Annotated in this window: 10 protein-coding genes and 4 tRNA genes; 4 read left to right on the forward strand and 10 right to left on the reverse strand. The window is 53.6% G+C overall.

The window, feature by feature from the left end; all coding sequences use genetic code 11:
• Positions 1 to 3: 3 nt before the first annotated feature.
• The 4 genes from hemC to hemY are packed head-to-tail and all read left to right on the forward strand — an operon-like array spanning position 4 to position 4,081.
• Positions 4 to 945, forward strand: coding sequence for a hydroxymethylbilane synthase (gene hemC, locus JQN59_RS23585; RefSeq protein WP_003828972.1), 942 nt, complete (start codon positions 4 to 6; stop codon positions 943 to 945).
• The gene (hemD, locus tag JQN59_RS23590) at positions 942 to 1,682 is read left to right on the forward strand and encodes a uroporphyrinogen-III synthase (RefSeq protein ID WP_149608251.1); all 741 of its coding nucleotides are present in this window, start codon (positions 942 to 944) and stop codon (positions 1,680 to 1,682) included. The genes hemC and hemD overlap by 4 nt, the downstream gene beginning before the upstream one ends.
• Before the next feature lie 21 nt (positions 1,683 to 1,703).
• Positions 1,704 to 2,879: a uroporphyrinogen-III C-methyltransferase gene (hemX, locus tag JQN59_RS23595; RefSeq protein WP_149608252.1), complete on the forward strand. Its 1,176-nt coding sequence runs from the start codon at positions 1,704 to 1,706 to the stop codon at positions 2,877 to 2,879.
• A gap of 2 nt (positions 2,880 to 2,881) precedes the next feature.
• On the forward strand, positions 2,882 to 4,081 hold the full coding sequence (gene hemY, locus JQN59_RS23600) for a protoheme IX biogenesis protein HemY (RefSeq protein WP_048215221.1): 1,200 nt from the start codon (positions 2,882 to 2,884) through the stop codon (positions 4,079 to 4,081).
• Between the two features lie 454 nt (positions 4,082 to 4,535).
• Here the strand turns inward: hemY and JQN59_RS23605 are convergent.
• The 10 genes from JQN59_RS23605 to rffA form a co-directional block, all read right to left on the reverse strand.
• A tRNA-Pro gene (locus tag JQN59_RS23605) sits at positions 4,536 to 4,612 on the reverse strand.
• Between the two features lie 41 nt (positions 4,613 to 4,653).
• A tRNA-Leu gene (locus JQN59_RS23610) sits at positions 4,654 to 4,739 on the reverse strand.
• Positions 4,740 to 4,759: 20 nt separating this feature from the next.
• Positions 4,760 to 4,835: transfer RNA gene (locus JQN59_RS23615), tRNA-His, on the reverse strand.
• A 56-nt stretch (positions 4,836 to 4,891) separates the two neighbouring features.
• Positions 4,892 to 4,968: transfer RNA gene (locus JQN59_RS23620), tRNA-Arg, on the reverse strand.
• A 102-nt stretch (positions 4,969 to 5,070) separates the two neighbouring features.
• On the reverse strand, positions 5,071 to 6,456 hold the full coding sequence (gene thrP, locus JQN59_RS23625; RefSeq protein ID WP_003828980.1) for a bifunctional threonine/serine APC transporter ThrP: 1,386 nt from the start codon (positions 6,454 to 6,456) through the stop codon (positions 5,071 to 5,073).
• Positions 6,457 to 6,734: 278 nt separating this feature from the next.
• Positions 6,735 to 7,475 (reverse strand): lipopolysaccharide N-acetylmannosaminouronosyltransferase, encoded by a 741-nt coding sequence (gene wecG, locus JQN59_RS23630; RefSeq protein WP_071446058.1) that lies wholly within the window; start codon positions 7,473 to 7,475, stop codon positions 6,735 to 6,737.
• A complete protein-coding gene (gene wzyE / locus JQN59_RS23635) occupies positions 7,475 to 8,830 on the reverse strand; it encodes an ECA oligosaccharide polymerase (protein ID WP_149608253.1) in 1,356 nt (451 codons plus the stop codon). The genes wecG and wzyE overlap by 1 nt, the downstream gene beginning before the upstream one ends.
• Positions 8,827 to 9,906: a TDP-N-acetylfucosamine:lipid II N-acetylfucosaminyltransferase gene (locus JQN59_RS23640; RefSeq protein ID WP_048227521.1), complete on the reverse strand. Its 1,080-nt coding sequence runs from the start codon at positions 9,904 to 9,906 to the stop codon at positions 8,827 to 8,829. The genes wzyE and JQN59_RS23640 overlap by 4 nt, the downstream gene beginning before the upstream one ends.
• Positions 9,903 to 11,153 (reverse strand): lipid III flippase WzxE, encoded by a 1,251-nt coding sequence (gene wzxE, locus JQN59_RS23645; protein ID WP_003017971.1) that lies wholly within the window; start codon positions 11,151 to 11,153, stop codon positions 9,903 to 9,905. The genes JQN59_RS23640 and wzxE overlap by 4 nt, the downstream gene beginning before the upstream one ends.
• Position 11,154: 1 nt before the next feature.
• Positions 11,155 to 12,285 carry a dTDP-4-amino-4,6-dideoxygalactose transaminase gene (gene rffA / locus JQN59_RS23650; RefSeq protein ID WP_032945690.1) on the reverse strand — a complete coding sequence of 377 codons (1,131 nt, stop codon included), beginning with the start codon at positions 12,283 to 12,285 and terminating at the stop codon, positions 11,155 to 11,157.
• Positions 12,286 to 12,289: the final 4 nt, after the last annotated feature.

Genomic DNA, 12,289 nt, shown 5'->3' on the forward strand with positions numbered 1-12,289 from the left:
AGCATGTTAGACAATGTTTTGAGAATTGCCACACGCCAAAGCCCCCTTGCGCTCTGGCAGGCACATTATGTCAAAGACGCCTTAATGGCAAACCACCCCGGTCTGATCGTGGAACTGGTTCCTATGGTAACCCGTGGCGATGTGATCCTTGATACCCCGCTGGCGAAGGTTGGGGGGAAAGGGTTGTTTGTTAAAGAACTGGAAGTCGCGCTGCTGGAAAAACGCGCCGATATCGCTGTGCATTCCATGAAGGATGTGCCGGTTGAATTCCCTGACGGTCTTGGACTGGTCACCATTTGTGAGCGAGAGGATCCGCGTGATGCTTTCGTCTCAAATAAGTACAACTCGCTGGATGAACTCCCCGCAGGCAGCATCGTCGGGACATCCAGTTTGCGCCGCCAGTGCCAGTTGGCGAAGCGTCGCCCGGATCTCGTCATCCGTTCGCTGCGCGGCAACGTAGGCACGCGCCTCAGCAAACTGGATAACGGCGATTATGACGCCATTATTCTGGCGGTCGCCGGATTAAAACGTTTAGGTCTTGAGTCGCGAGTCCGCACCGCTCTGCCGCCGGAAGTCTCCCTGCCCGCTGTCGGGCAAGGCGCAGTAGGCATAGAATGTCGACTGGATGATATGCGCACTCAGGCGCTGTTAGCGCCGCTCAACCATGAAGAGACCGCGCTACGCGTCAAAGCAGAACGCGCCATGAACACCCGCCTGGAAGGGGGATGTCAGGTACCTATTGGTAGCTATGCCGAAATCATCGACGGTGAGATTTGGCTACGTGCGCTGGTCGGCGCGCCAGACGGTTCACAGATGGTATGCGGAGAACGTCGCGGCGCCACACAAGATGCCGAACAGATGGGCATCTCTCTGGCAGAAGAACTGCTGGAGAACGGTGCGCGCGCAATTCTGGCGGAAGTTTATAACGGAGAAGCCCCCGCATGAGTATTCTGGTCACCCGCCCGTCTCCCGCAGGGGAAGAGTTAGTGAGCCGACTGCGCACACTGGGGCAGGTAGCCTGGAGTTTTCCGCTCATCGAGTTTTCACCTGGTCGGGAACTGGCAACGGTTGCTTCCCGACTGTCGGCGCTGACGGAGAACGATCTGGTCTTCGCTCTCTCGCAGCACGCCGTCACCTTTGCAGATGCCGAGCTTCGCCAGCAAGAGAAAAGCTGGCCATCCCTTCCGCGTTATTTTGCCATTGGCCGTACAACGGCGCTGGCGCTGCATACTGTTAGCGGCTTCAATATTCACTACCCTCTGGATCGGGAAATTAGCGAAGTCTTGCTACAATTACCTGAATTACAAAATATTGCGGGAAAACGCGCGCTTATATTACGCGGCAACGGTGGCCGGGAGCTGATAGGTGAAACCCTGACGACACGCGGAGCCGATGTCGATTTTTGTGAATGTTATCAACGCAGTGCAAAACATTACGATGGTGCGGAAGAAGCGATGCGCTGGCAATCCCGTGGCGTAACCACGGTGGTTGTCACCAGCGGAGAGATGCTACAACAGCTCTGGTCGCTCATTCCGCAGTGGTATCGTGAGCACTGGTTACTACGCTGTCGGCTGTTGGTCGTCAGTGAGCGTCTGGCGCACCTCGCCCGGGAACTGGGCTGGCAAGATATTAAGGTCGCTGATAACGCCGACAACGATGCGCTACTACGCGCATTACAATAACTCTCATAATGGGATGCCATAATGACGGAACAAGAAAAATCCTCCGCCGTGGTTGAAGAGACCAGGGAGGCCGTGGAAACCACGTCACAGCCAGTCAATACTGAAAAAAAGAGTAAGAACAGCACGGCGCTGATTCTGAGCGCTGTGGCGATTGCTATTGCGCTGGCTGCAGGCGTTGGGCTGTACGGCTGGGGGAAACAACAGGCAACAACACAAACGGCAACCAGCGATGCGCTGGCGAACCAGCTGACGGCGCTGCAAAAAGCGCAGGAAAGCCAAAAAGCTGAGCTGGAAGGCATTATTAAACATCAGGCAACGCAGCTGGATGAAGCCTCACGTCAGCAGGCCGCGCTGGTCAAACAGCTTGATGAAGTCCAGCAAAAAGTCGCCACCATCTCCGGCAGCGATGCTGGCACATGGCTGCTGGCGCAGGCTGATTTTCTGGTGAAACTGGCCGGTCGTAAATTATGGAGCGATCAGGACGTCACCACCGCCGCGGCGCTGTTGAAAAGCGCCGACGCCAGTCTGGCAGATATGAACGACCCGAGCTTAATTACCGCGCGACGTGCGATTACTGACGACATCGCGAGCCTCTCCGCGGTGACTCAGGTCGACTATGACGGCATTATCCTGAAAGTGAATCAGCTCTCTAATCAGATTGATAACCTGCGTCTGGCCGACAACGACACCGACGATTCACCAATGGACTCCGACAGCAGTGAGCTTTCCAGCTCGATTAGCGAATGGCGCGTCAATCTGCAAAAAAGCTGGCAGAACTTTATGGACAGCTTCATCACTATTCGTCGTCGTGATGAAACCGCCGTCCCGCTGCTGGCACCGAACCAGGACGTTTACTTACGAGAGAACATCCGTTCTCGTCTGTTAGTGGCCGCACAGGCCGTGCCGCGTCACCAGGAAGAGACATACCGCCAGGCGCTGGAAAATGTCTCCACATGGGTGCGTGCTTACTACGACACCGACGATGCAGCGACCAAAGCGTTCCTTGAAGAAGTAGACCAACTGAGCCAGCAAAGCATCAGTATGGATGTTCCGGAAACGCTGCAGAGCCAGGCTATTCTCGACAAGTTAATGCAGACCCGCGTACGTAATTTACTGGCGCAGCCTGCCACAGCACCGGTAGCAGCAGCGCCAGCGCCTTCGACAGACGCTCCGGCAACCGCGCCGCAAGGAGAATAATGATGCTAAAAGTATTGTTGCTCTTTGTGCTGTTGATCGCCGGGATCGTCGTCGGTCCGATGATAGCTGGTCATCAGGGTTACGTGCTGATCCAGACGGATAACTACAATATCGAAACCAGCGTGACGGGCCTGGTGATCATCCTGATCGTCGCCATGGTCGTCCTGTTTGCGATTGAATGGCTGTTGCGCCGAATCTTCCGCACCGGCGCACATACCCGTGGGTGGTTTGTGGGTCGTAAGCGCCGTCGCGCCCGTAAGCAGACCGAACAGGCCCTACTCAAACTGGCAGAAGGTGACTATCAGCAGGTTGAGAAGCTGATGTCGAAAAATGCCGATCATGCAGAACAGCCGGTAGTGAATTACCTGCTGGCGGCAGAAGCGGCTCAGCAGCGCGGTGACGAAGCGCGCGCCAACCAACACCTTGAGCGTGCTGCCGAACTGGCCGGAAATGATACGATCCCGGTAGAAATCGCTCGCGTTCGCCTGCAACTGGCGCGTAATGAAAATCACGCCGCACGCCACAGCGTAGACAAACTGCTGGAAGTGACGCCGCGCCATCCGGAAGTGCTGCGTCTGGCTGAGCAGGCCTACATACGCACCGGCGCATGGAGTTCCTTGCTGGATATCATCCCATCCATGGCAAAAGCGCATGTGGGTGATGACGAGCACCGCGCCATGCTGGAACAACAGGCATGGGTTGGCTTGATGGATCAAGTCCGCGCCGATCAGGGCAGCGAGGGGCTGCGTGCATGGTGGAAAAACCAGAGCCGTAAAACCCGTCATCAGGTTGCTTTGCAGGTAGCAATGGCTGAACATCTGATTGAGTGTGACGATCACGATACGGCGCAGCAGGTCATCATTGATGGTTTGAAACGTCAGTACGATGACCGCCTGGTGCTGCCGATCCCGCGTCTGAAAACCAATAATCCGGAACAGATAGAAAAAGTGCTGCGCCAGCAGATTAAAGCCGTGGGCGATCGCCCGTTGCTGTGGAGTACGCTGGGTCAGTCGTTAATGAAGCATGGGGAATGGCAGGAAGCTACGCTCGCCTTCCGTGCCGCTCTCAAACAGCGCCCGGATGCCTATGACTACGCCTGGCTTGCTGACGCGCTGGACAGACTGCACCAGCCGGAAGAAGCCGCCACCATGCGCCGTGATGGCCTGATGTTGACGCTGCAGAACAACAATCCCCCGCAGTAACTCCTGAATGCCCGGTGGCGCTTTCGCTTACCGGGCCTACATATTTTTCAATCGTATAAACAAAATCCTTCGAGAAGTCGCTCGAAGGATTTTGTTTATGCATAAAAAAACGCCCGCTCGGTAAGGAGCAGGCGTTAAACAGGTCTGTATGACAACATAAATGGGTGCTTCACTCAACGTTATGTCCATGGTGTTTGATGAGGCCTGAGCGACATCTGTCTGTGGACGATAAGCACCGTAAACGGCTCTGCATCATTCCTGAGTTTATGAGGCCAGATGGCGAACATAAGAGATGGAATGAGCATCTACCCGCATATTATTGCACAACGCATGCCACGATTGCACTGCAAAAACCAGGTATTCGGACTTTTTAAGACTTCAGGAAATTCGCAGATGCGAAGGCTAAGAAGGGAAATCAGAAAACAAAAAACCCCGCCGAAGCGGGGTTCAAAATTGGTCGGCGAGAGAGGATTCGAACCTCCGACCCACTGGTCCCAAACCAGTTGCGCTACCAAGCTGCGCTACTCGCCGTTTTACTGCTTTTTGAATTTTTAGTTCAATTCTTTAAGTCGTGGTGCGAGGGGGGGGACTCGAACCCCCACATCCTAAGGACACTAACACCTGAAGCTAGCGCGTCTACCAATTCCGCCACCTTCGCATTTCACAACTTTAAATTAATGGGGTGGCTAATGGGATTCGAACCCACGACAACTGGAATCACAATCCAGGGCTCTACCAACTGAGCTATAGCCACCACTGCAAATCTTTTACGCGGTATTAAAACCACCGCAGCTCTGGCACCCTACTAAATGGTGCGCCCGACAGGATTCGAACCTGAGACCTCTGCCTCCGGAGGGCAGCGCTCTATCCAGCTGAGCTACGGGCGCTTAGCGCCGTTGCGGGGCTGGATATTACGGAGGTCTCGGTCTTCTGTCTAGTGCTTTTTTAAAATAAATTATCGTTTGGTCATGGTTTGTGCGTTTTGTCGCTTATTCCCGCAATTTATGGGCTGTGCCATGACGATTCAGACCAAAAACCTTATAAATGAGCGTCACGGCCAGTAAGAAACCCATGCCAACAAAAAGCGACATTCGGGTATCTTCATTAAAGTACATGCCAATTAATACGCAAATCAGGAACGCCATCGTCAAATAATTCGCCCACGGGAACAGAATGGAGCGGAATGGATGACTGGCAATCGCCGCTTTATGCGCCTGACGGAAACGCAGCTGGCTTATCAGGATCACAAACCACGGCACCATCCCCGGCAACACGCTGGCGCTATAGACATAAACAAACACGCGCTGCGGGTTAGGAATGATGTAGTTCAGGCATGAGCCAATCAGCAGGATCGCGATAGAAATAGCCACTCCGGCAACCGGCACGCCATGGCGTGATACTTTTCCAACAACGGCAGGAAGCTGGCGATTCTTTGCCAGCGCGTAGAGCATACGCCCACAGCTGTACATGCCGCTGTTACAGCCAGACAGCGCCGCCGTCAGTACCACAAAGTTAATAATCCCTGCCGCAGCAGTAATACCAATCTTGGCAAAGGTGAGAACAAACGGGCTACCGTTGCTGCCAATCTCATTCCACGGGAAAATAGTGACGATGACAAAAATCGCACCAACGTAGAAAATCAGAATGCGCCACAGCACTTTACCCACCGCGCTACGCAGCGTGACCTGTGGATTCTTCGCTTCTCCTGCAGTGATGCCGATCAGCTCCACGCCCTGGTAAGACGCCACAACAATACACAATGCCGTCAGGAAGCCCTTCCAGCCCCCAGCAAAGAAGCCGCCGTGCTCGGTCAGGTTGCCAAAACCAATCGCCTGGCCGCCATTGCCAAAGCCGAAGAAAATCACCCCAACCCCAATGACGATCATCACAATGATGGTGGTCACTTTGATCATGGCAAACCAGAACTCAATTTCACCATACAGGCGAACCGCAGCGAGGTTTGCCAACGCAACCAGTCCGACCGCGATCAGTGCGGGTATCCATTGCGCCATTTCCGGGAACCAGAACTGCACATACACCCCGATGGCGGTAATCTCTGAGATCCCCACAGCCATCCACATAAACCAGTATGACCAGGCGGTGAGATAGCCAAAGAAGGGGCTCATATAACGGTGAGCGTAAACAGCGAATGAACCTGCAACCGGCTCGAGGAATAACATCTCCCCCATAGAACGCATAATGAAAAACACGAACAGCCCGGCGACGATATACGCCAGCAGAACCGAAGGTCCCGCCCATTTAAGGGTACTGGCGGCCCCCATAAATAGCCCAACGCCAATAGTGCCCCCAAGGGCAATTAATTCGATGTGACGAGCCTCCAGCCCACGCTGTAGCTCAGGTTTGTTCTCAGCCATAAATCCTCTTGATGTGTTTGCATGCTGTCCGGTATTACCGGTTCTCGTTATGGGTACATCTTGTTATGCCATAACAGGCCATGCGGCACCGACCGCTTTACGGTTGGCGCCAAAAACACCACGGCACTGCAATGATTGTTGCGAATGGTTTCCTAAAATCGCTTAAATGGCAATTAAAGCATTCAAAAAATGAATAGATTGTGCGAGAAAGCAGCGATTATGTTGTGAATAAGTAGCGTAATTAGCAGATCACGCTACTTATCAGAGGAGAGAGAGCGTCAGAGGTTGCCGGTATAGTGCCAGCGGAGATAGCGTAATAAGCGAAGTTGTCGAGTAATACGGCTCGGCTGCGACAATAAGCGATACAGCCACTCCAGCCCCAGATTTTGCCAGATTTTAGGCGCACGCTTAACGTGACCGGTAAAGACGTCGTAGGTGCCCCCTACGCCCATATACAGCGCGTCAGGGTGAGTCTTGCGGCAATCACGCATAAAGATCTCTTGTTTTGGCGAGCCCATCGCCACCGTCACAATTTGCGCACCGCTGGCGTGAATACGCTCAAACAACGTCTGACGCTGCTCTGGGGTAAAATAACCGTCCTGACTACCCACAATGTTCACGCGCCACTGCGCACGTAGTTTTGCTTCTGTTTGTGCCAGAACTTCAGGCTTGCCGCCAACCAGGAAAACTGGCGTTCCGTTTTGCCCAGCTCGCGCCATCAGCGCTTCCCAAAGGTCAGCTCCGGCCACGCGTGAAACCTGCGCCTGTGGGAATTTTTTGCGCACCGAACGCACCACGCTAATCCCATCCGCATACTTGAACTCCGCGGCGTTGATCAGCTCCCTCACTTCAGGGTTATCTTCTGCTGTCAGCATCTTCTCAGCGTTAATAGCCACCAGCGTTCCTGACCTGAGGTGTCCTTCGGCAAACAGGTAATTCAGCGCATGTTGCATATCGCGCCAGCCAATCAGTTGTAATCCGCGCAGCGAATACAGCGGCGCAGTTGTGTTATCTGTCATTACGATCCTTCAATCTGTGTCCGGGGCAGCGATTTGATTCGTTTATGAATGAGTCCCGCGCTATCAAACAGCCAGAACAACAATTTTGCCACCAGTAGGCAAACGCCGAAAATCACGAGGAAAAAGACCACTCGTGAGACAAACGAATCCAGCCCTTCACGTGCCAACACGATCATATTGAAAATGGCGCCAAAACAGAAACTGTGCAAAATCGCCGCCTTATAGCGATTGGTTTCTCGGTTACCTAGCTCATACAGCCAGTCGAACCACTTGATGATGAGCCCAACAACAATCGCGCCTAATGGTATAAACAGCGCCCCGCCCATCACCACCAGTGAACCAATTAACGTCGGCGAAATCGCCAGTCCTGAGTGGTTGTTCAACACTTCCCAGGTAAAGTAGTTCGCTGAGTTGAGTACAATACTCGGCCGCCCAGGCCACAGCCAGGAGGGAATAAAGACGTAGAAGTCACGGACGATCGGCGCCAGCCCCTGGAACTCAATATTGTGGTAATTCTGCAGCAATAGCGCCAGGTTCTCCCACGGTGAGAAGGTGTCGCGCGTAAGGTACAGGAACGTATAGAACGCCTCATCGCCGCTAACGCTCATTCCGTAGCGCTTCAACGCCAGCCAGAACATCCCGACAATGCCCAACACGCCTGCAGCGGCCAACATCCACAGCGAAATCCAGCCGCGAATAATGCCGATAAACAAGAAGATGGCAAACGCGATAATGATATTGGCGCGCGTCCCACCCACAATCATATAGGTCAGCAAACCAAACGCGACGGTACTCACGAGGAAGAACACCCACGCTTTGCTGTCCTGACGCAGGAAATAAACCACCAGCATTGCCGGAATGAAGAAGTAGAAGAAACGCTTCAGAGCGACGCCAGAGACTTCACTGGAAAAAATCTGGCTATAGGATTGCAGTCTGAACAGCAGGAATCCGTTGTGCATAAAGAAGATGCCCACGCTCACCAGCGCAATCGCCATCAGGGTAACCCAGGTCAAATGGGCTTCAACGCGATTGATGGTAAACAGCGGCCTGCGCGGCTTATCATCTACTCGTTTGCGCAAGCGCGTTTTATACGTCACGTAGTAGACGGCATAGAAACAGGCGGCTGACAGCAAGGCCTGTAGAAGGATCTCCGGCGGAGCCACTGCCACATCAAAGCGGAACACCAGGATGCTGGTTAACGGGAATCCGAAGAAGAACGTCAGCAAGAACAACAATGAGAAGAAAACATTGAAGTTAAAACGCACGCGGCGGAACTCAAACCAGGTCAGCGTGGCGATAAACAAGGTGGAGAGCAGCCAGACCACCAGAAGACCGCTGAATTGCATCAGGCTCATACGGTTTCTCCTGAAGCAATGCGCAGCGCATTGTGCCACGGCTGCAGATAATTCGGGCTAAAGAAGGTAATAGTATTTTTATCTACCGATGCCAACTGGCGCTGCGCTTCACGTACGACGCCTTCATTGAGATCATCAGTGGTAAATAACACCGGAAGATTTTGTTCCACCATATCCTGCCAGAAGGGATTTTCACGGTTGAGCACGCATGGGATACCCGCCTGGATCAGCAAACACAGGGTACCGATTCCCTGTTGACGGGCAAAAATAAAGTAACCCAAATCACACTGCCGCAATAATGTTAGATAGGCATCAAATTCCAGCTTTTCACTCAAAATTTGCAGATTATCTGCGCTAAATAACGCCAGGCCAGCCTGGCGAACCTCGTCGATATAGGCCGCATTATTGGCGGGATAACCCATCGGCACAATCACATTCACCGTGTCACCAAACTGCTGATGGACGGCACGAAGCGCGGCAACATGCTCATTGCTGCGATCGCCAGAGTTGCCAACCAGCACCGTCATCTTGCCGCTGCGCTGGCAATCATTGCTCATGTTATTGAGTGAAGGATCCATTCGCGTTGGGAAATAGAGCAACTCACCCCGCACACGGGGATGTTGCTCGGCGAAATAACGTAAATCGCCCCGTGTGGCAAACACGCAGCCCACACGATTCTGCGCCATGCGGCGAATCGGGTAAAACAGGCGGAATTTCAGTCCACTGGAGACTTCGTATAAATCAGCGCCCCAGATATGCCAGTAAAACTGCGCCGGTTTAATCCCGCCACTCAGCAGCGCCAGCCACAGGCTGGTGTTGAACTGACCGTGGAAGAAGAAACGCTGTTGGCGATCCGCTTTTGCTTTCGCGATCACAGCGTCAGCAAGCGCCTTTTTCCCGCTGTAGAAGCTTAGCGATAACGCCGGGCAGCTCTCACTGAGTCCCGCATCCTGACCGGCAACCATAAACGTGCGCGCATGCTCGCTCGTCGCGGCCAGCGAGTCGTTGAAAAACCGCAACACGGTTTGGTTATGGTGAGGGATATCCGATCCCAGAACGTGAATCAGTACAGTCATGCCCGCCTACGCCAGAGTAAAAACACGCCACAACAAAGAGAAAAATAGACGATGTACGTTGCCATATAAGCCTGTGCCGCTCCCAGCGCACCGTGTGCAGGGATCAGCCAGTGAGCAAACACCGTCAATAACATGAACTGGCTAATTTCAGCCAAAATATAAAACCGCAGCGATGCTTTCGCGATCACCAGATACCCAAAGACATACGCCCCAACTTTCAGTACATCGCCGACCAGTTGCCAGGCAAACAGATCGCGCATGGCGGTGAATTTTGCGGAGAAAAGCAGCCAGATCGCAAAATCACGCAGCAACCAAACAGTAAAGCTCGCTGCGGCAACCGCCGGTAACACGAACTTCAGCGACTTAACCACCTCGCGCGTAATGTCGCGCTTTTCGGTCAGTCGAGACAACGTCGGAAGCAAGTAAACGCTGAATGAGGCGGTAATGAATTGCAGATAAGCATCAGAGATACTGCTTACTCCCTGCCAAATCCCCACATCATCCCAACTGTACTGCGCCGCCAGCAGGTTTCGCATCATCACGTATGCCACAGGCAGCGTTACGGAGGTAATCAGCGCCATCAGGGTAAACTTGCTTAGCTGTCCAGCCAGGCCGTTATCCCACGAGGGTTTCAGGTAATGCAGGGGAATTGCCCCACGCTTAATCAGCATAATAGCGGCGGGGATAACGACCAACGCGGGCACTAACGCCAGACCCAGCAAAGCGCCTTCATACCCTCCCAGGCGATAACAGCCATAATAAGCCACCACGCCTACCAGGCTACCCACAATCAACGACAGCGCGTTACCCGCCGCATCGCGAAAGCCCTTCATCAACGCCAGCAGCAGGTTCGCCCAGGCAATACCCATCTGCACCAGCGCAACCAGTCTTACCAGCCCCTGATAATGAGTATGGCCAAACAATCCCTGACTGATTGGCGCGGCCGCCAGCAGAAAAATCACCGCCATCAGCGTAGAGAATCCCAGCACCATCGCGGAAGATGTACCGACTACCTTACGGAGCCGGGTCGGATCGTCATGGTGCTGCGCAACATATTTCGTGACGCCGTTGAAAATGCCGGCCCCCGCCAGGACACCAAGCACGGTGACCATCTGGCGGAAGTTACCCGCCTGCCCCACGCCTGCCGGGCCAAACGACACCGCCAGCAGCTTCACGACCAGCAAACCTGCACCAATTTTTACCAGCGTACTGGCTGCCGTCCATAAGGACGCTTTAGCAAGCGACATATCAGGCGAAGTAGTTGAGTAAGGTCGAAATGACCGTTCGCTGGTTTACTGGCGACAGGTTGTAAAACAGCGGCAAGCGCAGCAGACGCTCGCTCTCTTTAGTGGTGAAACGATCAACACCGGCAAATACGCCGAATTTATCGCCAGCCGGACAATCATGTAGCGGGATATAGTGGAACACCGCCATAATTTCAGCTTCTTTCAAGAAGTTAATCAACGCCGTGCGATCGTCGATATCGCGCAGCTTGATATAAAACATATGGGCATTCTGCACGCAGTTTTCCGGGACAGAAGGCAGATCAATGCGTCCGGCACGCGCCAGCGGTTCGAGAGCATCATAGTAGTTCTGCCACAGCGCCAGACGCTGCTGGTTAATACGGTCAGCCGCTTCCAGTTGTGCCCACAGATAGGCAGCCTGCAGATCGGACATCAGATAGCTGGAGCCAATATCACGCCAGGTATACTTATCCACCTGACCGCGGAAAAACTGGCTGCGGTTAGTTCCTTTTTCACGGATGATCTCTGCACGTTCGACTAATTTTTTATCATTAATCAGCGTCGCACCACCTTCACCGCCTGCGGTATAGTTTTTGGTCTCATGGAAGCTAAAGCAACCGATGTGACCAATCGTCCCCAGCGCCCGACCTTTGTAAGTCGACATGACGCCCTGGGCCGCATCTTCCACGACAAACAGGTTATGTTTGGTCGCCAGCGCCATGATGGTATCCATTTCACAGGCTACGCCCGCGTAATGCACCGGAACGATAGCGCGGGTCTTGTCGGTGATCGCCGCTTCAATCAGCGTTTCGTCAATGTTCATGGTATCCGGGCGGATATCAACAAAGACAATTTTCGCGCCGCGCAGCACGAAAGCATTGGCCGTGGAGACAAACGTATAGCTCGGCATAATGACTTCATCGCCAGGCTGGATATCCAGCAGCAATGCCGCCATCTCAAGCGATGCGGTGCAGGAAGGCGTCAGCAATACTTTCTCGCTGCCAAAATGCTGTTCCAGCCACTGTTGGCAGCGACGGGTAAAACCACCGTCGCCACACAGTTTGCCGCTGTTCATCGCAGACTGCATGTAATCGAGTTCAGTGCCCACCACCGGCGGTGCGTTAAATGGAATCATCGTG

Source organism: Citrobacter sp. B72, from assembly GCF_016894305.1.
GTDB classification, from domain to species: Bacteria; Pseudomonadota; Gammaproteobacteria; order Enterobacterales; family Enterobacteriaceae; genus Citrobacter; species Citrobacter portucalensis.

What these genes read in the sequence shown, in the direction of transcription:
- wzyE (WP_149608253.1), bottom strand. Translation starts at nt 8,830, where the DNA reads ATGAGCCTGATGCAATTCAGCGGTCTTCTGGTGGTCTGGCTGCTCTCC.
- hemX (WP_149608252.1), top strand. Translation starts at nt 1,704, where the DNA reads ATGACGGAACAAGAAAAATCCTCCGCCGTGGTTGAAGAGACCAGGGAG.
- rffA (WP_032945690.1), bottom strand. Translation starts at nt 12,285, where the DNA reads ATGATTCCATTTAACGCACCGCCGGTGGTGGGCACTGAACTCGATTAC.
- wzxE (WP_003017971.1), bottom strand. Translation starts at nt 11,153, where the DNA reads ATGTCGCTTGCTAAAGCGTCCTTATGGACGGCAGCCAGTACGCTGGTA.
- JQN59_RS23640 (WP_048227521.1), bottom strand. Translation starts at nt 9,906, where the DNA reads ATGACTGTACTGATTCACGTTCTGGGATCGGATATCCCTCACCATAAC.
- hemC (WP_003828972.1), top strand. Translation starts at nt 4, where the DNA reads ATGTTAGACAATGTTTTGAGAATTGCCACACGCCAAAGCCCCCTTGCG.
- wecG (WP_071446058.1), bottom strand. Translation starts at nt 7,475, where the DNA reads ATGACAGATAACACAACTGCGCCGCTGTATTCGCTGCGCGGATTACAA.
- thrP (WP_003828980.1), bottom strand. Translation starts at nt 6,456, where the DNA reads ATGGCTGAGAACAAACCTGAGCTACAGCGTGGGCTGGAGGCTCGTCAC.
- hemD (WP_149608251.1), top strand. Translation starts at nt 942, where the DNA reads ATGAGTATTCTGGTCACCCGCCCGTCTCCCGCAGGGGAAGAGTTAGTG.
- hemY (WP_048215221.1), top strand. Translation starts at nt 2,882, where the DNA reads ATGCTAAAAGTATTGTTGCTCTTTGTGCTGTTGATCGCCGGGATCGTC.